25 protein-coding genes are annotated in these 19,781 nt (G+C 59.0%); 13 read left to right on the forward strand and 12 right to left on the reverse strand.

Features of this window, described 5'->3' with window-relative positions; translation table 11 throughout:
- The first annotated feature begins 149 nt into the window (after nucleotides 1-149).
- Complete coding sequence (locus tag ACP39K_RS19270) at nucleotides 150-629, forward strand: hypothetical protein (protein ID WP_033639306.1); 480 nt, start codon at nucleotides 150-152, stop codon at nucleotides 627-629.
- A gap of 62 nt (nucleotides 630-691) precedes the next feature.
- Here the strand turns inward: ACP39K_RS19270 and sspB are convergent, their stop codons facing one another.
- From sspB to zapE, 5 genes are all read right to left on the reverse strand, one after another.
- Entirely contained in the window at nucleotides 692-1,192 is a 501-nt protein-coding gene (gene sspB, locus ACP39K_RS19275; protein ID WP_004937084.1) for a ClpXP protease specificity-enhancing factor, read from the reverse strand.
- A 5-nt stretch (nucleotides 1,193-1,197) separates the two neighbouring features.
- The gene (gene sspA, locus ACP39K_RS19280) at nucleotides 1,198-1,839 is read right to left on the reverse strand and encodes a stringent starvation protein SspA (RefSeq protein ID WP_004937082.1); all 642 of its coding nucleotides are present in this window, start codon (nucleotides 1,837-1,839) and stop codon (nucleotides 1,198-1,200) included.
- 325 nt (nucleotides 1,840-2,164) lie between these two features.
- The gene (gene rpsI, locus ACP39K_RS19285; protein ID WP_004937080.1) at nucleotides 2,165-2,557 is read right to left on the reverse strand and encodes a 30S ribosomal protein S9; all 393 of its coding nucleotides are present in this window, start codon (nucleotides 2,555-2,557) and stop codon (nucleotides 2,165-2,167) included.
- A 15-nt stretch (nucleotides 2,558-2,572) separates the two neighbouring features.
- Nucleotides 2,573-3,001, reverse strand: a complete 429-nt coding sequence (gene rplM, locus ACP39K_RS19290) for a 50S ribosomal protein L13 (protein WP_004937079.1) — start codon at nucleotides 2,999-3,001, stop codon at nucleotides 2,573-2,575.
- A gap of 264 nt (nucleotides 3,002-3,265) precedes the next feature.
- Nucleotides 3,266-4,393 (reverse strand): cell division protein ZapE, encoded by a 1,128-nt coding sequence (gene zapE / locus ACP39K_RS19295; protein WP_016930199.1) that lies wholly within the window; start codon nucleotides 4,391-4,393, stop codon nucleotides 3,266-3,268.
- Between the two features lie 231 nt (nucleotides 4,394-4,624).
- Between zapE and zapG the strand changes: the two genes are divergently transcribed.
- The 3 genes from zapG to degS all read left to right on the forward strand — a co-directional run bounded on the left by zapG (nucleotide 4,625) and on the right by degS (nucleotide 7,724).
- Nucleotides 4,625-5,026, forward strand: a complete 402-nt coding sequence (gene zapG / locus ACP39K_RS19300) for a Z-ring associated protein ZapG (RefSeq protein WP_004937074.1) — start codon at nucleotides 4,625-4,627, stop codon at nucleotides 5,024-5,026.
- Between the two features lie 180 nt (nucleotides 5,027-5,206).
- Entirely contained in the window at nucleotides 5,207-6,577 is a 1,371-nt protein-coding gene (gene degQ, locus ACP39K_RS19305) for a serine endoprotease DegQ (RefSeq protein ID WP_004937072.1), read from the forward strand.
- A gap of 88 nt (nucleotides 6,578-6,665) precedes the next feature.
- On the forward strand, nucleotides 6,666-7,724 hold the full coding sequence (degS, locus tag ACP39K_RS19310; protein ID WP_049299901.1) for an outer membrane-stress sensor serine endopeptidase DegS: 1,059 nt from the start codon (nucleotides 6,666-6,668) through the stop codon (nucleotides 7,722-7,724).
- Between the two features lie 71 nt (nucleotides 7,725-7,795).
- On the opposite strand, the gene murA is transcribed toward degS, so the two are convergent.
- The 7 genes from murA to mlaF all read right to left on the reverse strand — a co-directional run bounded on the left by murA (nucleotide 7,796) and on the right by mlaF (nucleotide 12,607).
- Nucleotides 7,796-9,055, reverse strand: a complete 1,260-nt coding sequence (gene murA / locus ACP39K_RS19315) for a UDP-N-acetylglucosamine 1-carboxyvinyltransferase (protein WP_004937068.1) — start codon at nucleotides 9,053-9,055, stop codon at nucleotides 7,796-7,798.
- Nucleotides 9,056-9,110: 55 nt separating this feature from the next.
- Complete coding sequence (ibaG, locus tag ACP39K_RS19320; RefSeq protein ID WP_004937066.1) at nucleotides 9,111-9,365, reverse strand: BolA family iron metabolism protein IbaG; 255 nt, start codon at nucleotides 9,363-9,365, stop codon at nucleotides 9,111-9,113.
- A 140-nt stretch (nucleotides 9,366-9,505) separates the two neighbouring features.
- The gene (gene mlaB / locus ACP39K_RS19325) at nucleotides 9,506-9,808 is read right to left on the reverse strand and encodes a lipid asymmetry maintenance protein MlaB (RefSeq protein WP_497008769.1); all 303 of its coding nucleotides are present in this window, start codon (nucleotides 9,806-9,808) and stop codon (nucleotides 9,506-9,508) included.
- Nucleotides 9,808-10,437 carry a phospholipid-binding protein MlaC gene (gene mlaC, locus ACP39K_RS19330; protein WP_004937063.1) on the reverse strand — a complete coding sequence of 210 codons (630 nt, stop codon included), beginning with the start codon at nucleotides 10,435-10,437 and terminating at the stop codon, nucleotides 9,808-9,810. Before mlaC ends, mlaB begins: the two co-directional genes overlap by 1 nt.
- Before the next feature lie 14 nt (nucleotides 10,438-10,451).
- Nucleotides 10,452-11,000 (reverse strand): outer membrane lipid asymmetry maintenance protein MlaD, encoded by a 549-nt coding sequence (gene mlaD, locus ACP39K_RS19335; RefSeq protein ID WP_004937061.1) that lies wholly within the window; start codon nucleotides 10,998-11,000, stop codon nucleotides 10,452-10,454.
- A 4-nt stretch (nucleotides 11,001-11,004) separates the two neighbouring features.
- Nucleotides 11,005-11,787, reverse strand: coding sequence for a lipid asymmetry maintenance ABC transporter permease subunit MlaE (gene mlaE, locus ACP39K_RS19340; protein WP_004937059.1), 783 nt, complete (start codon nucleotides 11,785-11,787; stop codon nucleotides 11,005-11,007).
- A gap of 4 nt (nucleotides 11,788-11,791) precedes the next feature.
- The gene (gene mlaF / locus ACP39K_RS19345; RefSeq protein WP_028127533.1) at nucleotides 11,792-12,607 is read right to left on the reverse strand and encodes a phospholipid ABC transporter ATP-binding protein MlaF; all 816 of its coding nucleotides are present in this window, start codon (nucleotides 12,605-12,607) and stop codon (nucleotides 11,792-11,794) included.
- Nucleotides 12,608-12,910: 303 nt separating this feature from the next.
- Between mlaF and ACP39K_RS19350 the strand changes: the two genes are divergently transcribed.
- From ACP39K_RS19350 to ptsN, 9 genes are all read left to right on the forward strand, one after another.
- Complete coding sequence (locus tag ACP39K_RS19350) at nucleotides 12,911-13,888, forward strand: calcium/sodium antiporter (RefSeq protein WP_028127534.1); 978 nt, start codon at nucleotides 12,911-12,913, stop codon at nucleotides 13,886-13,888.
- Between the two features lie 16 nt (nucleotides 13,889-13,904).
- Nucleotides 13,905-14,891: an arabinose-5-phosphate isomerase KdsD gene (gene kdsD, locus ACP39K_RS19355; RefSeq protein ID WP_016930207.1), complete on the forward strand. Its 987-nt coding sequence runs from the start codon at nucleotides 13,905-13,907 to the stop codon at nucleotides 14,889-14,891.
- Nucleotides 14,892-14,908: 17 nt separating this feature from the next.
- Complete coding sequence (gene kdsC, locus ACP39K_RS19360; RefSeq protein WP_021505108.1) at nucleotides 14,909-15,463, forward strand: 3-deoxy-manno-octulosonate-8-phosphatase KdsC; 555 nt, start codon at nucleotides 14,909-14,911, stop codon at nucleotides 15,461-15,463.
- On the forward strand, nucleotides 15,460-16,038 hold the full coding sequence (gene lptC / locus ACP39K_RS19365) for an LPS export ABC transporter periplasmic protein LptC (protein ID WP_016930209.1): 579 nt from the start codon (nucleotides 15,460-15,462) through the stop codon (nucleotides 16,036-16,038). The genes kdsC and lptC overlap by 4 nt, the downstream gene beginning before the upstream one ends.
- Nucleotides 16,007-16,546, forward strand: a complete 540-nt coding sequence (gene lptA / locus ACP39K_RS19370) for a lipopolysaccharide ABC transporter substrate-binding protein LptA (protein ID WP_028127535.1) — start codon at nucleotides 16,007-16,009, stop codon at nucleotides 16,544-16,546. Before lptC ends, lptA begins: the two co-directional genes overlap by 32 nt.
- Before the next feature lie 6 nt (nucleotides 16,547-16,552).
- On the forward strand, nucleotides 16,553-17,278 hold the full coding sequence (lptB, locus tag ACP39K_RS19375) for an LPS export ABC transporter ATP-binding protein (protein WP_004937040.1): 726 nt from the start codon (nucleotides 16,553-16,555) through the stop codon (nucleotides 17,276-17,278).
- 52 nt (nucleotides 17,279-17,330) lie between these two features.
- A complete protein-coding gene (rpoN, locus tag ACP39K_RS19380; protein WP_016930211.1) occupies nucleotides 17,331-18,764 on the forward strand; it encodes an RNA polymerase factor sigma-54 in 1,434 nt (477 codons plus the stop codon).
- A 23-nt stretch (nucleotides 18,765-18,787) separates the two neighbouring features.
- Nucleotides 18,788-19,075, forward strand: a complete 288-nt coding sequence (gene hpf / locus ACP39K_RS19385; RefSeq protein ID WP_497008770.1) for a ribosome hibernation promoting factor — start codon at nucleotides 18,788-18,790, stop codon at nucleotides 19,073-19,075.
- A gap of 155 nt (nucleotides 19,076-19,230) precedes the next feature.
- The gene (gene ptsN, locus ACP39K_RS19390) at nucleotides 19,231-19,692 is read left to right on the forward strand and encodes a PTS IIA-like nitrogen regulatory protein PtsN (RefSeq protein WP_016930212.1); all 462 of its coding nucleotides are present in this window, start codon (nucleotides 19,231-19,233) and stop codon (nucleotides 19,690-19,692) included.
- Nucleotides 19,693-19,781: the final 89 nt, after the last annotated feature.

Raw genomic sequence — 19,781 nt, forward strand, 5'->3', positions numbered from 1 at the left:
GAGGCTCGGCATATTGCCGGGCCTCTGTTTTTAGCCTGCCACGCTTTGTAACAACCTCCCCTCTCCCCACCGCCTCAACGCGCTATAGTATTGAGTTAGCACCATTGCGGGGCGCGGCTGCGCCTGACACCGAGATAAGGATAGCGAACATGAAATGCTCCATTTCCCTGTTGGCCGGCGCGCTGCTGGCCGTCAGTTTCAGCGCTTCAGCCATGGCGCTGGATTCGCAGGAGGTTGGTTACAATATCGAAGCGCGCGGCGCACGCCCGGTCGTGGCGCAGTTGGGCAAGGCCGGGCAGTTCGGCGCCGTGGAAAACAGCATCCGGCTGGGGGACGACAGCTGGATTGCCCTGGCGCCCAAGTTGGCCGGCGGCGGCAATGCCGGCTTTACCGCCGGCATCAAATCGGCCCTCTCCGCAGCCCTGATCTACAATCCGGCGGCGGTGTTGCAGGCGCTCAACAAAGGCAACGATCTGCCGCTCAATGACATTTGCACCGCGCCGCCGGAAGTGCAAGGCGACACCGCCATCACCAGCTTCCGTGAGCGTGCAGCCCACGCGCTGTCCACCGTGCGCGTAGGCGATCTCAGCGCGCCGCGCGACGCCTGCATTGCCGCGTTGAAAGGCTGAGCGCGTCTGCCGGGCAAAAAAAAAGCACCCCATGGGGTGCTTTTTCGTTTGTTCTCACGGGGTTATTTCACCACGCGCAGCGCCGGGCGGCCACCGCGCGGCGGCTGCGGCGGTTCGTCATCCGGGCCGTTGTCTTCCGCGGTATCCGGGCGATCGCCGTCGATCACCGACATCAGAGTTTCCGAAGGGATCGTCTCATTGTCCAGACCTTCGAACACGCCTTCGCTCTCGTCGTAGGCGGCTTCCGGTTCGAACATCGTGCCGGCGCCGTTTTCACGCGCATAAATCGCCAGCACGGCGGCCATCGGCACCGAAACCTGACGCGGCACGCCGCCGAAGCGCGCGTTGAACTGCACGTCTTCGTTACCCAACGCCAGGTTGCCTACCGCGCGCGGCGCGATATTCAGCACGATCTGACCATCGCGCGCGAACTCCATCGGCACCTGCACGTCCGGGCGAGTCACGTCGACCACCAGGTGCGGCGTCAGTTGGTTATCCAGCAGCCAGTCGTAGAACGCCCGCAGCAGATACGGGCGACGCGGCGTCATCTGAGACATGTCCATCGCGCTTAGCCCCGGGTCTGCAGGCGCATTTCACGCTCGGCTTCGGTCAGGGAAGCCAGGAAGGCGTCGCGTTCGAAGACGCGGGTCATGTAGCCTTTCAGCTCTTTGGAACCGGCGCCGCTCAATTCGATGCCCAGCTGCGGCAGACGCCACAACAGCGGCGCCAGGTAGCAATCCACCAGGCTGAACTCTTCGCTCATGAAATACGGCGCCTGACCGAAGATAGGCGCGATCGCCAGCAGCTCTTCGCGCAGTTGGCGACGGGCGGATTCCGCTTCCTGGCCGCTGCTCTTCTCGATCTTGTCCATCAGCGAGTACCAGTTCTTCTCGATGCGCAGCATCATCAGACGGCTCTCACCACGGGCAACCGGGTAAACCGGCATCAGCGGCGGGTGCGGGAAGCGCTCATCCAGATATTCCATGATGATGCGGGATTCATACAGGGTCAGTTCGCGATCGACCAGCGTAGGCACCGTCTGATAAGGGTTGAGGTCAATCAGATCTTGCGGCAGGTTATCCATTTCGACCTGCTCGATCTCGACGCTGACACCTTTCTCCGCCAGTACGATGCGTACTTGATGGCTAAAAATGTCGGTCGGGCCAGAGAACAGCGTCATTACCGAACGTTTGTTGGCAGCGACAGCCATGAAAACCTCCAAGTTATCTAGAAAATACTGCGAATAGCCAACTGACAGGCTGCTATCCTGAATAATCTTGCCGCAGGCCGGCAGCACGCAGCGCGACCCGAGCCCATAAAAAACCGGCCCAGGAGGTCAACTGCACGGCGAACAGGCGCAAAAGTGGGTGATAGTTTACCAGATTTTGCTTGTTTTGTGGGGACGGTGCGGCGAATTCATGTTGAATTGTCTGATATGCCACAGATTTTAGTCGGGGACGGCGGATTTCAGGCATAAAAAAACCCGGTGAAGCACCGGGTTTTTTGCGTAAATCGCACTGCCGAAGCAGCGAAAATTAACGCTTGGAGAACTGCGGACGACGACGTGCTTTACGCAGACCGACTTTCTTACGTTCAACCTGACGAGCGTCACGGGTGACGAAGCCAGCTTTACGCAGTTCAGAACGCAGAGTCTCATCGTATTCCATCAGTGCACGGGTGATACCGTGACGGATAGCGCCAGCTTGACCGGAGATACCACCACCTTTAACGGTGATGTACAGGTCCAGTTTGCCAACCATGTCGACCAGTTCCAGCGGCTGACGAACTACCATGCGGGCAGTTTCGCGACCGAAGTACTGTTCCAGGCTGCGCTGGTTGATAACGATGTTACCGTTGCCCGGCTTGATGAAGACGCGAGCGGCGGAGCTTTTGCGGCGACCAGTGCCGTAGTATTGATTTTCAGCCATTGCCATTAATCCCGATTAAATGTCCAGAACTTGCGGTTGCTGTGCCGCGTGATTGTGCTCGGTGCCCGCGTAAACTTTCAGTTTACGGAACATAGCACGACCCAGCGGGCCCTTTGGCAGCATGCCTTTAACCGCGATTTCAATCACGCGCTCAGGACGGCGGGCAATCATCTCTTCAAAGGTCGCTTGCTTGATACCACCGATGTGGCCGGTGTGGTGGTAGTACACTTTGTCTGTACGCTTGTTGCCGGTTACAGCAACTTTGTCAGCGTTCAGAACGATGATGTAATCACCGGTATCCACGTGCGGGGTGTATTCCGCTTTATGCTTGCCGCGCAGGCGACGAGCCAGTTCAGTAGCGAGACGGCCTAAAGTTTTACCATCTGCATCAACAACGTACCAGTCGCGTTTTACGGTTTCTGGTTTAGCTGTAAAAGTTTTCATTAGAAAGCTTACCCAATAATTAGTTACACGTTGGTGAACACCCAAACGCTCGAAAACAGTTGAGGCTCACACGACCATACAAGTCCAGCAAACCTACCCCTTCGAATAGCCATTGCCGGCACTATAAAGTTTTTGGGAAAAAAAACTTTGTTGTAACGTGGGGTCGCAAGATTATAGAGAAGTCGTTCACAAAGATCGAACGGTTTTTGAATGGAAAATAAATTTATCGCCGGCGGCGGACAACCGGCGATAGGCCCGGCGGGCTCAGGGCAGATGCGGCAGCTTGAGGTACTCTTCGCTCTGCATTTCCTGCAGGCGCGACAGGCAGCGCTGGAATTCAAATTTCAGCTGCACCCCCTGATAGATCTCGAACATCGACGCTTCGGCGCCGATCACCAGCTTGATGTGCCGCTCGTAGAATTCATCCACCAGCGCCAGGAAACGGCGCGCGGTATTCTCTTTCAGCGGCCCCATCACCTGCACATTATACAGGATCACGCTGTGGTACAGCCGCGACAGCGCGATGTAGTCCAGTTGGCTGCGCGCCTCTTCGCACAGCGTGTGGAAATCCACCGCCAGCACGCCGTCCACCGAACGGATCGCCTGCAGCGGCCGATGGTTGATCTGCAGCACCGGCGCGTCCTCCCCCGCCTTGCCCGCCAGCTTGACGAACATCCGATCCAGCGCCTCGCGCGTCTGGTCGCTCAGCGGCGTCAGGTAGAGGTGCGCCTGGGTCAGGGTGCGCAGACGATAGTCGATGCCGGCGTCGACGTTCATCACGTCGCAGTACTCGTTGATCAGATCGATAGCCGGCAGGAAACGCGCCCGCTGCAGGCCGTTGCGGTACAGATCGTCCGGCGGGATGTTCGACGTGGCCACCAGCGTGATGCCGCGCGCGAACAGCGCCTGCAGCAGCGTGGCCAACAGCATGGCGTCGGTGATGTCGGAGACGAAGAATTCGTCGAAGCACAACACGTCGGTCTCGGCCTTGAAGCCGTCGGCGACGATTTCCAGCGGGTTTTCCCGCCCCTGCAACTCGGTCAGCTCTTCATGCACCCGCAGCATGAAGCGGTGGAAGTGCAGGCGCATTTTGCGATCGCCCGGCAGACTGTGGAAGAACATATCCATCAACCAGGTTTTGCCGCGCCCGACGCCGCCCCACATGTACAGCCCCTGCACCGGGCGCTGAGGCGCCGTTTCGCCGCCCTTGCCCAGCAAGCGGCTGAGCTTGCCGCGCAGCCCGCCGGCCGGCGCGCTCGCCGCCGGCTTTTGCAGCAGAGCCTGATAAATGCGATCCAGTTGAGTGACGGCCCGGCGTTGAACCTCATCGGCCTGATATTCCCCCGCCTCCAGCGCCTGCTGGTAGCGAGATAACGGTGATAGTGCCTGCATCTGTTCGATGTTCCCTAAGAACGCTTAGAAATTATTTAGCCAACGTTGGCGGCAAGTTGATGCCGATTCGCACCGTTATCGCCACAAATGCCCGCTGCGGGCGCCGCTGAAAACCCTGTGAAAACCAGGTGGAAGCGCATCAGGATTCCACTCGGACAAGGTTAACGGTTATAGTGGATATTATTAAGTGAAAAATCCCTGCGGAACAACGAAGTCAAAATAGGAGTCATCATGACCTGGGAGTATGCGCTGATTGGTTTGGTCGTCGGTATCGTGATTGGTGCGGTGGCGATGCGTTTTGGCAACCGTAAATTACGTCAACAACAAGTCCTGCAGAACGAGCTGGACAAGAGCAAAACCGAGCTGGAAGAGTACCGTCAGGAGCTGGTCGGCCACTTTGCCCGCAGCGCCGAGCTGCTGGACAACATGGCGCGCGATTATCGCCAGCTGTATCAGCACATGGCGAAAAGCTCCAACAACCTGCTGCCGGATCTGCCGATGCAGGAGAACCCGTTCCGCTATCGCCTGACCGAAGCGGAAGCGGACAACGATCAGGCGCCGGTGGAAATGCCGCGCGACTATTCTGAAGGGGCCTCCGGCCTGCTGCGCGGTCAAAGCGCACGCCGCGACTGATATTCCTTCTTCGCCCGCGGGGCCACCCGCGGGGTTAATCCCGTTTGCGCCATATTGACCTTCCTTCGCATTACCTTTACTGAACTTTGCACGCAAATTCACGGTCTTACCCTTCACTATGACAAGGCGATTGCCTTATCATCAAATTTTCATCGGCAGGTATTGAGAGAGTTATCATCAATGAAGAAAAAGTCGTTAATTCTTAGTGCATTGGCAATGAGCCTCGGCCTGGCGCTCAGCGCCGCACCGGCGGCCAACGCGGCCCTGCCCGTCGCCGTGCAGGGGCAGCCGCTGCCGAGCCTGGCGCCGATGCTGGAAAAAGTCTTGCCCGCCGTAGTGAGCGTGCATGTCGCAGGCACCCAGGTGCAGCGTCAACAGCTGCCGGAAGAGTTCAGACGCTTCTTCGGCCCCAATTTCCCCGGCCAACAGCAGAGCTCCCGCCCGTTTGAAGGGTTGGGATCCGGCGTGATCATCGACGCCGCCAAGGGCTACGTGCTGACCAACAACCACGTCATTAACAACGCCGACAAAATCCGCGTGCAGTTGAACGACGGCCGCGAGCTGGACGCCAAGCTGGTCGGGCGCGATGAACAATCCGACATCGCCCTGCTGCAGCTCAGCGATACCAAAAACCTGACCGCCATCAAGATGGCCGATTCCGACCAGCTGCGCGTCGGCGACTTCGCCGTGGCGGTCGGCAACCCGTTCGGCCTGGGCCAAACCGCCACCTCCGGCATCATCTCGGCGCTGGGCCGCACCGGCCTGAATCTGGAAGGGCTGGAAAACTTCATTCAGACCGACGCCTCCATCAACCGCGGCAACTCCGGCGGCGCGCTGGTTAACCTGAACGGCGAACTGATCGGCATCAATACCGCCATTCTGGCGCCGAGCGGCGGCAACGTCGGCATCGGCTTCGCCATTCCGAGCAATATGGCGCAGAACCTGAGCCAGCAGCTGATCGAATTCGGCGAAGTGAAACGCGGCCTGCTTGGCATCAAGGGCAGTGAAATGACCCCGGACATGGCCAAAGCCTTCAACACCGACGCGCAGCGCGGCGCCTTCGTCAGCGAAGTGTTGCCGAAATCTGCCGCCGCCAAGGCCGGCATCAAAGCCGGGGATATTCTGGTTTCCGTCGACGGCAAACCGGTGAACAGTTTTGCCGAACTGCGCGCCAAGGTCGGCACCACCGCACCGGGCAAAACCCTCAAGGTAGGCCTGCTGCGCGACGGTAAACCGCAGGAAGTCTCGGTCACGCTGGACAACAGCGAGAGCGCCTCGACCAACGCCGAAACGCTGTCGCCGGCGCTGCAGGGGGTATCCCTCAGCAACGGCGCGCTGCCGAGCGGCGACAAGGGCGTGAAGGTGGAGAACGTGGATAAAGGCTCGACGGCGGCGCAAATCGGCCTGCAAAAAGGCGACGTGATCATCGGCGTCAACCGCCAGCGCGTGGACAGTATCACCGCACTGCGCAAGGTGCTGGAAGCCAAACCGCCGGTGATGGCGCTCAATATCGTGCGCGGTAACGAAACCATTTATCTGCTGCTGCGTTAATTTGTGCAAAAACCGGGCTCGGTGACATACTGCGCCCGGTTAACTCATGCTATCCTCCGAACATCGTTCACCACACCACGAAAACTCCATGTTTGCTAAGCTCTTGCGTTCTGTCGTTATCGGTCTCATCGTTGCCGGCCTGCTGTTGGCCGCTCTGCCCATGCTGCGTTCTTCCAACGGTCTGTTTGCAGAGAAAACCGAGAATACCAGCGACGAAACGCCGGTGAGCTACAACAAGGCGGTGCGCCGCGCCGCGCCTGCCGTGGTGAACATCTACAACCGCAACCTGAACGGCGCCGCCAACGTGCTGTCGCTCGGTTCCGGCGTGATCATGAACGAACGCGGCTATATCATCACCAACCGCCACGTGATCAAAGACGCACAGCAGATCACCGTGGTGTTGCAGGATGGCCGCCGTTACGAAGCGCTGCTGGTGGGATCCGACGGCCTGACCGATTTGGCGGTGCTGAAGATCGATCCCGGCAACCTGCCGGTGATCCCGACCAACAAAAACCGCGTTGCCCACGTCGGCGATGTGGTGCTGGCGATCGGCAACCCGTATAACCTGGGGCAGACCGTCACTCAGGGCATCCTCAGCGCCACCGGGCGCATCAGTATGAGCACCACCGGCCGGCAGACGTTCCTGCAGACCGACGCCTCAATCAACCGCGGCAATTCCGGCGGCGCGCTGGTCAACTCGCTGGGTGAGCTGATCGGTATCAACACCCTGACCTATGACAAAATCACCGACGGCGAAACGCCGGAAGGGCTGGGCTTTGCGATCCCGATCGAACTGGCCACCAAGATCATGGACAAGCTGATCCGCGACGGCCGCGTTATCCGCGGCTATTTCGGTATTCAGGGCAAGGAGATCATTCCGCTGCGCTCGTCCAATTCCGGCATCGATCGCCTGCAGGGCATCATCGTGACCGAGATTACGCCGAACGGCCCGGCGAACAACGCCGGCTTCCAGATCAACGACATCATCATCAACGTGGATAACAAACCGGCGGTGTCCGTGCTGGAGACCATGGATCAGGTGGCGGAGATCAGACCGGGCACCGAGATACCGGTTATCGTGCTGCGCGACGGCAAACGCATTACGTTGAAAATGACGGTGGGTGAATTCCCGGAAGACAGCAATTAAAAAAGGGCCGGCATTGATAGCCGGCCCTTTGCTATTCATCCTGCCGACGCAGCCGCGCCGGCGCTAATGACTTACTCGCCTTTCACGCGTTCGATGTTCGCACCCAGCGCGCGCAGCTTGTCTTCAATACGCTCATAGCCGCGATCGATGTGATAGATGCGATCGACGACGGTCACGCCGTCGGCGATGCAGCCGGCGATCACCAGGCTGGCGGAAGCGCGCAGATCGGTCGCCATCACTTGAGCACCGGACAGCTGTTCAACGCCATGGCAGATCACGGTGTTGCTCTCGATCTCCGCGTGCGCGCCCATGCGGATCAATTCCGGCACGTGCATGAAGCGATTTTCGAAGATGGTTTCGGTGATAACGCCAGTGCCTTCCGCCACCAGGTTCAGCAGGCTGAACTGGGCCTGCATGTCGGTCGGGAAGCCCGGGTGCGGCGCGGTGCGCACGGTGACCGCTTTCGGGCGTTTGCCGTGCATGTCCAGGCTGATCCAGTCTTCGCCCACTTCGATATCGGCACCGGCTTCGCGCAGCTTGGCCAGCACCGCATCCAGCGTGTCCGGACGGGTGTTGCGGCACATCACTTTGCCGCCGGAAACCGCGGCGGCGATCAGGAAGGTGCCGGTCTCGATGCGGTCAGGCAGCACGCGGTACACGCCGCCGCCCAGACGTTCGACGCCCTCGATGGTGATCTTGTCACTGCCAGCGCCGCTGATCTTCGCGCCCAGCGTGTTGAGGAAGTTGGCGGTATCGACAATTTCCGGCTCACGCGCGGCGTTTTCGATAACGGTGGTGCCGGTCGCCAGGGTCGCAGCGCTCATGATGGTCACGGTCGCGCCCACGCTCACCTTGTCCATGACGATGTGCGCGCCCTTCAGACGGCCCTCGACGGACGCCTTGACGTAGCCTTCTTCCAGCTTGATCTCGGCGCCCAACTGCTCCAGGCCGGTGATGTGCAGATCGACCGGACGCGCGCCAATCGCGCAGCCGCCCGGCAGGGAAACCTGGCCACGGCCGAAACGCGCCACCAGCGGCCCCAGCGCCCAAATGGAGGCGCGCATGGTTTTCACCAGATCGTAAGGGGCGCAAAACTCGTTCACGCCGCTGGCGTCCACGAAGACCGAACCGTTGCGCTCAATCTTGGTACCCAACTGGTTGAGTAGTTTAATGGTGGTGTCGATGTCCTTCAGCTTGGGGACATTCTGCAGCTCGACCGGCTCTTCCGCCAACAGGGCGGCGAACAGGATCGGCAGGGCGGCGTTTTTGGCCCCGGAAATAGACACTTCACCGCTCAGGCGGGTCCGACCCTGCACACGAAATTTATCCATCTGACTACTCTCTGTTATCTAATCTGAAGCTGCCCGCCCGGCAGGGCAAACAGCCTTAAAATCCGTTGAGTTTGCGGTCTCGCTGCCACTCTTCAGGGGTGTACGCCTTAATAGACAAGGCATGAATGCGGTTGTCCGCAATGTATTCCATCAGCGGTGCGTAAACCGTCTGCTGTTTTTTGACGCGGCTCATGCCGGCGAACAGTTCACCGACCACAATCGCCTGAAAATGGCTACCGTCGCCCGTCACATGTACTTCATCCAGTGCCAATGCCTGCATCAGCACGTCTTTAATCTCGTTGGTTTCCATAGTATCCAGTTCTGCCGCTAAAGGATCATAAACAGCCTAGTATCTTAGTGGAATACGATGTTTTCTTAAACTAAAGAAAAAGCCCCTGCATAACAGGGGCTTTGTATCGTTTTGCCACGCAAGAGCGGCGTAAAACGCCGCTAACCGGCGGTATCGACAGGCATTATCGCCTGCAGGTTGTAGAGCGCGATCAGCGTTTTCAGGCGCTCGGTGGCGCCGAAAATTTTCAGCGCTACGCCGCGCTGGCGCAGCTCTTCCTGCAGATGCAGCAACAGCGCCAGCCCGGCGGAGTCCACGCGCTGCAGTTGCGCCACGTCGATCGCGGTTTTATCCGCCATCAGCGCGTCGCGCTGCCGCCACAGCGGCTGCAGCGTTTCCCGATCCAGTTCACCGCGCAGGATCAGCGTCTGCTGCTCTGATTCGAAGCTGAGCGCTGCCGACATCAGTTTTTCTTGTCCAGCGTGATAGGCTGCGCGGCGGCGGCCTGCAGCTGTTTGGTCAGGCCGTCGATGCCCTGAGTGCGCAGCGTAGACGCCCACTCATTTTGCTTGGTGGTAATCATGCTGACGCCTTCGGCGATCATGTCATACGCCTGCCAGTAGCCGGTTTTGCTATTCTTGCGCCATTGGAAATCCAGACGCACCGGCGGACGGCCACCGTTGTCGATGATGGTGACGCGAATAGCCACGATGTCGGCATTGCCCAGCGGCTGTTCAGGCGCGATCTGGTAAGTCTGGCCGTGATACATCGCCAGCGCCTGGCCGTAAGCCTGCTCCAGGTAAGCCTGGAAGGCGGTGAAGTAAGCTTCGCGCTGCGCAGGCGTTGCCTCTTTGTAGTAACGCCCCAGCACCAGCGCACCGGCGTATTTCACCTGAACGAACGGCATCAGTTCCTGATGCACGATGGCACGCAGGTAGTTCGGGTCCTGCTTGATCTTCGGCTGTTCGTTCTTCAAACGGCTGAAAGTCTTCTGCGCCGCTTCTTGCATCATGCTGTAAGGATTGGTTTGGTCGGCTGCGCTCGCCAGCGGTGCAACCACCAGCAGAGCCACCATCAGTAAACGTTTAAACATGCAGGTATCCTCTCTTAATGATTTGGAACAGCGGGTTGCGGTGCGGCGCCGGCAGCCGGCTCAGCGGCCGCGTCTCCCGATTTGGCGCTGTCCTGACCGCCGCTTTTATACAGGAACTGGCCGATCAGGTCTTCCAGAACCATGGCTGATTTGGTGTCCTGAATGGTGCCGCCATCTTTCAGGATGGTAGTGCCCATATCAGGATCTTCGAAGCCCACGTTAAGCGCCAGATATTGCTCGCCCAGCAGGCCGGAGGTGCGGATCGCCAGCGAGCTGGTATCCGGGATTTGGTCGTACTTTTTCTGGATATCCAGCGCCACGCGCGGCGTGTAGGTTTTCGAATCGAGTTCGATGTCCGCCACGCGGCCGATCACCACGCCGCCAATCTTCACCGGCGAACGCGGTTTCAGGCCGCCGATGTTGTCGAACGTCGCGTAAATGCGGTAGGTCGGCTCGCTGCCGATCGATTTAAGGTTCGCCACCTGCAGGCAGATAAACACGATGGCGCACAGCGCGATCAGCATAAATGCCCCAACCCAGATTTCACTCTTCTTCGTTTGCATCGAATCAATTCCCAAACATCAGTGCGGTCAGCACGAAATCCAATCCCAACACCGCCAGTGACGAATGCACCACGGTACGCGTCGTCGCCCGGCTAATCCCTTCAGAGGTAGGCACGGCGTCGTACCCATTGAAAATGGCAATCCAGGTTACGGTAATGGCGAATACCACGCTTTTGATCAGGCAGTTGAGCAGATCTTTTTTCCACTCCACGGCGCCCTGCATCGCCGACCAGAAGAAGCCGCTGTCGATGCCTTTCCAGTCCACGCCGACCACCGAGCCGCCCCAAATGCCGATCGCCACGAAAATGATGGTCAATAGCGGCATGCTGATCAGCCCGGCCCAGAAGCGCGGCGCCACGATGCGCCGCAGCGGATCGACCGCCATCATTTCCAGGCTGGAGATCTGCTCCGTCGCCTTCATCAGGCCGATTTCCGCCGTGAGCGCGGAACCGGCGCGGCCGGCGAACAGCAGCGCCGTGACCACCGGCCCCAGTTCGCGCAGCAGCGACAGCGCCACCATCATGCCGAGGCTGGCCTCGGCGCTGTAGGTGGTGAGCACGATATAGCCCTGCAGGCCCAGCACCATGCCGATAAACAGCCCGGAGACCATGATGATCAGCAGCGACTGCACGCCGACGCTGTAGAGCTGTTTCAACAGCAGCGGCCACTGCTTGCCGGGTTCCGGCCGGCCAATCAACGCGTTGAACAGCATCAACCCGGCGCGGCCGAAGCTGGCGCTGGTGTTGATGCCACTGCGCCCCAACGACGCTAACGCTCTTAATAACATGAGCTTATTTACTCCCTAAGCCTAGCAGTTCGGTCTGATAATCCCCGGCCGGATAGCGGAACGGCACCGGCCCATCCGCTATACCATCCAGGAACTGGCGCACGCGCGCATCAGGATTGTTCTGCAATTGCTGCGTGGTGCCTTCGGCGATCACCCGGTGGTCGGCCACGATGTAGGCGTAGTCGGCGATGCTCAGCACCTCCGGCACGTCGTGCGACACCACGATGCAGGTAATGCCCAGCGCATGGTTAAGCTCATCGATCAGCTTGACCAGCACTCCCATGGTGATCGGATCCTGGCCAACGAAAGGTTCGTCGAACATGATCATTTCCGGGTCCAGCGCGATCGCGCGCGCCAACGCCGCCCGGCGCGCCATGCCGCCGGAAAGCTCGTTGGGCATCAGCTGAGCCGCGCCGCGCAGCCCCACCGCTTCCAGCTTCATCAGCACCGTGCTGCGCAACAAAGGCTCCGGCAGGTTGCTGTGCTCGCGCAGCGGGTAGGCCACGTTTTCGAATACGGTCAAATCGGTAAACAGCGCGCCAGACTGGAACAGCATGCTCATTTTTTTGCGCGCGTCGTATAACTGACGGCGGGACAACGCGGGAATGTTGTCGCCGTCGAACCAAATCTCCCCGCTGTCCGGCGCCAGCTGGCCGCCTATCAGGCGCAGCAGCGTGGTTTTGCCGATGCCCGATGGCCCCATGATCGCCGTGACCTTACCGCGAGGCACCGTCAGGTTGATGTCTTCAAATATCCGTCGGTCGCCGCGCGAGAAGCTCATGTCGCGCACTTCGACCAAATTATCTGCCTTTTGGAGCATGTTAATGGACCCTTTACGACTCATCTTTTGCTGAATCTACCCGTGATGTTAAAGCAATGGGCGCAATCCGTCTCATCTTTACAAAAACTTACTGCCATTTCGCAACCAATGGTGCCATTGGTTTTACTTTTCCGCGCCACCCGGTCAAAATTGGCGCCATAACGAAAAAAAACGAAACTGTTCAACTATTAGCCGGGGAAAACCGTTGCTGCGGCTCAAACGCGCGCAACGGAGGGCAAGCAATACCGCCGCATTGACGGCTTTAACCAACGAACCGGGATAATACCCGACAAAGGACCCTGCATGTTTCTCGCGATAGCATTATTAATCGTTGGTTTATTTCTACTGGTGTACGGTGCAGACCGCTTAGTTTATGGTGCTGCCGTGATTTCCCGCTCGCTCGGCGTACCGCCGTTGATCATCGGCATGACCATCGTCGGCATCGGCACTTCGCTGCCGGAGCTGATCGTGTCCACCACCGCCGCGCTGAACGGGCAGATAGATATGGCCGTTGGCAACGTAGTAGGTTCCAACATCACCAACATTTTATTGATCCTGGGCGTGGCGGCGTTGATTCACCCGCTGGCCGCGCGCTCTGAGATACTGCGGCGCGAACTGCCGCTGATGTTAGCGGTCACAGTATTATGCGGTTTCGTGTTGATGGACGGCACCCTGAGCAGGCTGGACGGCGTGCTGCTGCTGGCCGCCGCCGCCGGCTTCATCCTGCTGATGCTGAAAATCGCCCGGCTGGCGCAGCGCGAGGGCAGCGACAGCCTGACTATGGAGCAGATCGCCGAGCTGCCGCAGGACAGCAGCAATACCGTGGCGGTGCTGTGGCTGGTGCTGGCGTTTATCATTCTGCCGCTCTCTTCCAGAATGGTGGTCGATAACGCGACGGTGATCGCGCACTATTTCGGCCTGAGCGAACTGGTGGTCGGTTTGACCATTATCGCCATCGGCACCAGCCTGCCCGAACTGGCCACCTCCATCGCCGGGGCGCTGAAGGGCGAGGATGATATGGCGATTGGTAATATCATCGGCTCCAATATTTTCAACACGGTGATCGTGCTGGGCGTACCCGCCCTGCTGTCGCCGGGCAGCGTAGACACCGCCGCCTTCCAGCGCGATTACTGGGTGATGCTGGCGGCCAGCGTGCTGCTGAGCGTGCTGTGCATCGGCCGCAAACATCGCATCGGCCACCTGGCGGGCGCGCTGTTATTATGCGGCTTTATTGCGTATCTTGCGGTGCTGTTCTTTAACCCTTTCAGTACTTTCGGCTAAACCGACGGGAATGAGTATGTCGAACATTGAGTTGCAACCGGGCTTCGATTTTCAACAGGCCGGTAAGGAAGTGCTTCAGATAGAGCGTGAAGGGCTGGCCCAGCTCGATCGCTACATCAACGCAGACTTCACCCGCGCCTGCGAAACCATCGCCGCCTGCGGCGGCAAAGTGGTGGTGATGGGCATGGGCAAATCCGGCCATATCGGCTGCAAGATCGCCGCGACCTTCGCCAGCACCGGCACGCCCTCATTCTTCGTTCATCCGGCGGAGGCCAGCCATGGCGATTTGGGCATGGTCACCCCGCAGGACATCGTGCTCGCCATCTCCAACTCCGGCGAGTCCAGCGAGATCCTGGCGCTGATCCCGGTGTTGAAACGCCAACAGATCACCCTCATCTGTATGACCAACAATCCGGAAAGCGCGATGGGTAAAGCGGCGGATATCCACCTGTGCATCAAGGTGCCGCAGGAAGCGTGCCCGCTGGGGCTGGCGCCGACCACCAGCACCACCGCCACGCTGGTGATGGGCGATGCGCTGGCCGTCGCGCTGCTCAAAGCGCGCGGTTTCACGCCGGAAGATTTCGCGCTGTCGCATCCGGGCGGCGCACTCGGCCGCAAACTGCTGCTGCGGGTTAGCGATATCATGCACAGCGGCGATGAAATACCCCACGTCAGCGCCGACGCCTCGTTGCGCGACGCGTTGCTGGAAATTACCCGCAAAAATCTGGGCCTGACGGTGATCTGCGACGATTTGATGAAAATCGCCGGCATCTTTACCGATGGCGACCTGCGCCGGGTGTTCGACATGGGCATCAACCTGCACGAGGCGAAGATCGCCGATGTCATGACGCCGGGCGGCGTGCGGGTGCGCCCCAACCTCCTGGCGGTCGATGCATTGAACCTGATGCAACAACGCCACATCACCGCGCTGCTGGTTGCCGATGGCGACCAGTTGCTGGGTGTGGTACATATGCATGACATGCTGCGCGCCGGCGTCGTTTAATTAAGGAATAGAACGGAATGGGTATGGTAGAAACCTGCTACGGGCCGGTAGAACAAGAGGTTATGGCGCGTGCCGGGAACATCCGCCTGTTGATTTGCGACGTTGACGGCGTGCTGTCGGACGGCCTGATCTTCATGGGCAACAACGGTGAAGAACTGAAGGCGTTCAACGTGCGCGACGGTTACGGCATCCGCTGCTTGAAAACCTCGGACATCGAGGTGGCGATCATCACCGGTCGCTCCGCCAAGCTGCTGGAAGATCGCGCGCAGACGCTCGGCATCACCCATCTGTATCAGGGGCAATCCGATAAGCTTTTGGCCTTCCGCGAACTGTTGGATAAACTGTCGTTAACGGCGGATCAGGTCGCCTATATCGGCGATGACCTGATCGACTGGCCGGTGATGGCGCAGGTCGGCCTGGCGGTCGCGGTGGCGGACGCCCACCCGCTGCTGACGCCGCGCGCCCACTACGTCACCCGCATTGCCGGCGGCCGCGGCGCGGTGCGCGAACTGTGCGACATCATTCTTTTGGCTCAAAATAAGCTGGAGGACGCCAAAGGGCTGTCGATATGAGTAAAACCAAACTGTGGATCACCATCCTGTTGACGGTGATCGTTCTGGCGCTGATCGGCTGGAACATGACGGACTTCAGCGACGACACGGCCCCTGGCCCGGTCAACGATCAGGATCCGACCTACCAGAGCCAGCACACGGTCACCGTGGTGTACAACCCGGCCGGCAAGCTGAATTACAAACTGGTGGCGGAAGACGCGAAGTATTACACCGCCGGCGAGCTGAGCTGGTTCACCCAGCCGGTGATGACGCTGTTCGATGAGAATGCGGTGGCCACCTGGTCAGTTCGCGCCGATCGCGCCAAACTGACTAAAGACCGAATGCTGTATCTGTATGGTCACGTCGAGGTGAACAGCCTGACCACCACCTCGCAGCTGGAAAAAATTAAGACGGACAACGCTCAGGTAAACCTGGTCACCCAAGACGTCACCTCCGATGACGAAGTCACGCTTTACGGGACCAATTTTACCTCTAACGGCATGAAAATGCGTGGGAACCTGCGGACCAAAACCGCTGAGCTGATTGATAAGGTTAAGACCAACTATGAAATTCAGAACCAAAAAACAACTCCGTAACCTGTTGCTCGGCAGCTTAGTTTTGGCCGCCAGCGCCCCCGCTCTGGCGCTGAAATCCGACTCCAGCCAGCCGGTCAGCATCGACTCGCTCAAGCAGTCGTTGGACATGCAAAGCAACGTCAGCACCTTCACCGACAACGTGGTGATCAAACAGGGCACCATCGATATTCGCGCCGACAAGGTGGTCGTCACCCGCCCGGGCGGAGATCAGAATAAGACCTATATTGAAGCGTTCGGCAACCCGGTAACCTTCTACCAGATGCAGGACAGCGGCAAGCCGGTCAAAGGCCACGCGCAGAAAGTGCGTTACGACGTGGCGACCCAGCTGGTGACCCTGACGGGCAACGCCTATCTGGAGCAGCTCGACAGCAACGTGAAAGGCGATCGCATCACCTATCTGGTGCAACAGCAGCAAATGCAGGCGTTTAGCGATAAAGGCAAACGCGTGACAACGGTTCTGGTACCGTCGCAGTTGCAAGACAAAAACGAGCAAAAAAAGAGTAACTAATCACTTATGGCAACACTCATCGCAGAAAACCTGGCGAAAGCCTACAAGGGCCGTAAAGTTGTCGAAGACGTCAGCCTGAAAGTGAAATCCGGCGAGATCGTCGGCCTGCTCGGCCCGAACGGCGCCGGTAAAACCACCACCTTCTACATGGTGGTCGGCATCGTGCCGCGCGACGCCGGGCGCATCGTGATCGACGAAGAAGACATCAGCCTGCTGCCGCTGCACGCCCGCGCGCGCCGCGGCATTGGTTACCTGCCGCAGGAAGCGTCGATCTTCCGCCGCCTGAGCGTGTACGACAACCTGATGGCGGTGCTGGAGATTCGCCCCGACCTCACCAGCGAACAGCGCGAAGACCGCGCCAAAGAGCTGATGGAAGAGTTCCATATCTCCCATCTGCGCGACAGCCTCGGCCAGGCGCTGTCCGGCGGTGAACGCCGCCGCGTCGAAATCGCCCGCGCGCTGGCGGCCAACCCGAAATTCATTCTGCTGGACGAACCCTTCGCCGGGGTGGATCCGATTTCCGTTATCGACATCAAAAAAATCATCGAGCACCTGCGTGACAGCGGCCTGGGCGTGCTGATCACCGACCACAACGTGCGCGAGACGCTGGACGTGTGTGAACGCGCCTACATCGTCAGCCAGGGCAAACTGATTGCCCACGGCACGCCGGATGCTATTCTGGCCGACGAGCAGGTTAAACGCGTTTATCTGGGCGAAGAGTTCCGCCTCTAAACGCCGGCGCGCCCTGCGGGGCGACACCGTTAACGGAAGTAGACAGAAAACTATGAAGCAAGGTTTGCAACTCAGGCTCAGTCAACAGCTGGCCATGACTCCTCAGCTCCAGCAGGCGATCCGCCTGCTGCAGTTGTCCACGCTTGAGCTTCAACAAGAGATCCAGCTGGCGCTGGAGAGCAATCCGCTGCTTGAACAGACCGATCTGCACGACGAAATCGACGCCAAAGAAACCCAGGAGACCGAGGGGCTCGATACCCGCGAGGCGCTGGAACAGAAAGACATGCCGGAAGAGCTGCCGCTGGACGCCACCTGGGATGAGATCTACACCGCCGGCACGCCGTCCGGCACCGGCACCGACTACAGCGACGACGAGCTGCCGGTCTATCAGGGCGAGACCACCCAAACGCTGCAGGATTACCTGATGTGGCAGGTGGATCTGACGCCGTTTTCCGATACCGACGCCGCCATCGCCACCTCCATCGTCGACGCGGTGGACGACACCGGCTATCTCACCGTGCCGCTGGAAGACATTCTGGAAAGCCTGGGCGACGAAAACGTGACCCTCGATGAAGTCGAGGCGGTGTTGAAGCGCGTGCAGCGTTTCGATCCGATCGGCGTCGCCGCGCGCGATCTGCGCGATTGCCTGCTGGTGCAGCTCTCCCAATACGCCAAAGACACCCCTTACCTGGCCGAAGCGCGGCTGATCATCAGCGACCATCTGGATCTGCTGGCCAACCATGACTTTCGCAGCCTGATGCGATCAACCCGGCTAAAAGAAGATACACTGAAAGAAGCGATGCTGCTGATTCAGTCGCTCGATCCGCGCCCGGGGCAGTCGATCAATACCGGCGAATCGGAATACGTGATCCCGGACGTGCTGGTGCGCAAGACGCAGAACAAATGGACGGTCGAGCTCAACGGCGACAGCGTGCCGCGTTTGAAGATCAATCAGCAATACGCAGCGCTGGGCAACAGCGCCCGCAGCGAAGCCGACGGCCAGTTCATCCGCAGCAACCTGCAGGAAGCCAAGTGGCTGATTAAAAGCCTGGAGAGCCGTAACGAGACGCTGCTGAAGGTCACCCGCTGCATCGTCGATCAGCAGCAGGCGTTCTTCGAGCAAGGCGAAGAATTTATGAAACCCATGGTGCTGGCGGATATCGCCCAGGCCGTGGAAATGCATGAATCGACGATCTCGCGCGTCACCACGCAGAAGTTTCTGCACAGCCCGCGCGGCATTTTCGAATTGAAATATTTCTTCTCCAGCCACGTGAATACCGACAGCGGCGGCGAAGCCTCCTCGACGGCGATCCGCGCATTGGTGAAGAAATTGATTGCGGCGGAAAACCCCGCCAAACCACTCAGCGACAGCAAGCTGGCCACCCTGCTCGCCGATCAGGGGATCATCGTGGCGCGGCGCACCGTCGCCAAGTACCGAGAGTCTTTGTCCATCCCGCCGTCGAACCAGCGTAAACAGTTGGTTTGACCTCTATTGAGAAGGAAGACACTATGCAGCTCAACATTACCGGACACCACATCGAAATCACCGATCCGTTGCGCGAGTTCGTGAACAGCAAGTTCGCCAAACTCGAACAGTATTTTGATCGCATCAATCAGGTGTATGTTGTATTAAGTGTGGAAAAAGTGCAGCAAATTGCGGAAGCAACGGTGCACGTGAATGGAGGCGAGTTGCACGCCACCTCGGAAGACGAGAATATGTATGCCGCAATTGATACGCTGATCGACAAATTGGCACGTCAATTGAACAAACATAAAGACAAATTGAAGCAACACTGACACCCTAACCCATTCCATGAGGCGGCATCCGTCGCCGCCTCACCCTTCGGCGCGTGACCCGCATGGGTGACGCGCCGAACGGTAATCAGGGTTAAAACCGACGAAAAACCGCCTTGCCGGGTTCGCCCGGCGGCGCGGTTTTAAGTGAAGATGAGATGAACAACGAATATATGCAATTAAGCTCGGTGTTAAACATCGAGTGCACCAAAAGCTCGGTACACTGCACCAGCAAGAAGCGGGCTTTGGAAATTATCAGCGAACTGGCCGCCAAACAGCTCAATCTGCCTTCGCAGGTGGTGTTTGACGCGGTTCTCACCCGGGAGCGCATGGGCAGCACCGGTATCGGCAACGGTATCGCCATTCCCCACGGCAAACTGGAAGAGGACACACTGCGGGCCGTTGGCGTGTTTATCCGTCTCGACCAACCCATCGCTTTCGACGCTATCGACAACCAGCCGGTCGACCTGCTGTTCGCGCTATTGGTGCCTGCCGATCAGTGCAAAACCCATTTGCATACGCTGTCGCTGGTCGCCAAACGCCTGGCCGACAAAACCGTATGTCGCCGCCTGCGCGCCGCGCAAAGCGACGAAGAACTTTACCAAATCATCACCGAGTGATGCCCGGCCGGCGTGACTTCCAGCCCGGATAACGTTACTGTTTCACGATGATGGATCCGGCTGCGGCCGGAATAACAAAGTTTCCACCG

Source organism: Serratia sp. EC4 (assembly GCF_059652115.1).

Coding starts and splice junctions, on each gene's coding strand:
- ACP39K_RS19270 (WP_033639306.1), top strand. CDS start 150: ATGAAATGCTCCATTTCCCTGTTGGCCGGCGCGCTGCTGGCCGTCAGT.
- sspB (WP_004937084.1), bottom strand. CDS start 1,192: ATGGACATGTCTCAGATGACGCCGCGTCGCCCGTATCTGCTGCGGGCG.
- sspA (WP_004937082.1), bottom strand. CDS start 1,839: ATGGCTGTCGCTGCCAACAAACGTTCGGTAATGACGCTGTTCTCTGGC.
- rpsI (WP_004937080.1), bottom strand. CDS start 2,557: ATGGCTGAAAATCAATACTACGGCACTGGTCGCCGCAAAAGCTCCGCC.
- rplM (WP_004937079.1), bottom strand. CDS start 3,001: ATGAAAACTTTTACAGCTAAACCAGAAACCGTAAAACGCGACTGGTAC.
- zapE (WP_016930199.1), bottom strand. CDS start 4,393: ATGCAGGCACTATCACCGTTATCTCGCTACCAGCAGGCGCTGGAGGCG.
- zapG (WP_004937074.1), top strand. CDS start 4,625: ATGACCTGGGAGTATGCGCTGATTGGTTTGGTCGTCGGTATCGTGATT.
- degQ (WP_004937072.1), top strand. CDS start 5,207: ATGAAGAAAAAGTCGTTAATTCTTAGTGCATTGGCAATGAGCCTCGGC.
- degS (WP_049299901.1), top strand. CDS start 6,666: ATGTTTGCTAAGCTCTTGCGTTCTGTCGTTATCGGTCTCATCGTTGCC.
- murA (WP_004937068.1), bottom strand. CDS start 9,055: ATGGATAAATTTCGTGTGCAGGGTCGGACCCGCCTGAGCGGTGAAGTG.
- ibaG (WP_004937066.1), bottom strand. CDS start 9,365: ATGGAAACCAACGAGATTAAAGACGTGCTGATGCAGGCATTGGCACTG.
- mlaB (WP_497008769.1), bottom strand. CDS start 9,808: ATGTCGGCAGCGCTCAGCTTCGAATCAGAGCAGCAGACGCTGATCCTG.
- mlaC (WP_004937063.1), bottom strand. CDS start 10,437: ATGTTTAAACGTTTACTGATGGTGGCTCTGCTGGTGGTTGCACCGCTG.
- mlaD (WP_004937061.1), bottom strand. CDS start 11,000: ATGCAAACGAAGAAGAGTGAAATCTGGGTTGGGGCATTTATGCTGATC.
- mlaE (WP_004937059.1), bottom strand. CDS start 11,787: ATGTTATTAAGAGCGTTAGCGTCGTTGGGGCGCAGTGGCATCAACACC.
- mlaF (WP_028127533.1), bottom strand. CDS start 12,607: ATGCTCCAAAAGGCAGATAATTTGGTCGAAGTGCGCGACATGAGCTTC.
- ACP39K_RS19350 (WP_028127534.1), top strand. CDS start 12,911: ATGTTTCTCGCGATAGCATTATTAATCGTTGGTTTATTTCTACTGGTG.
- kdsD (WP_016930207.1), top strand. CDS start 13,905: ATGTCGAACATTGAGTTGCAACCGGGCTTCGATTTTCAACAGGCCGGT.
- kdsC (WP_021505108.1), top strand. CDS start 14,909: ATGGGTATGGTAGAAACCTGCTACGGGCCGGTAGAACAAGAGGTTATG.
- lptC (WP_016930209.1), top strand. CDS start 15,460: ATGAGTAAAACCAAACTGTGGATCACCATCCTGTTGACGGTGATCGTT.
- lptA (WP_028127535.1), top strand. CDS start 16,007: ATGAAATTCAGAACCAAAAAACAACTCCGTAACCTGTTGCTCGGCAGC.
- lptB (WP_004937040.1), top strand. CDS start 16,553: ATGGCAACACTCATCGCAGAAAACCTGGCGAAAGCCTACAAGGGCCGT.
- rpoN (WP_016930211.1), top strand. CDS start 17,331: ATGAAGCAAGGTTTGCAACTCAGGCTCAGTCAACAGCTGGCCATGACT.
- hpf (WP_497008770.1), top strand. CDS start 18,788: ATGCAGCTCAACATTACCGGACACCACATCGAAATCACCGATCCGTTG.
- ptsN (WP_016930212.1), top strand. CDS start 19,231: ATGAACAACGAATATATGCAATTAAGCTCGGTGTTAAACATCGAGTGC.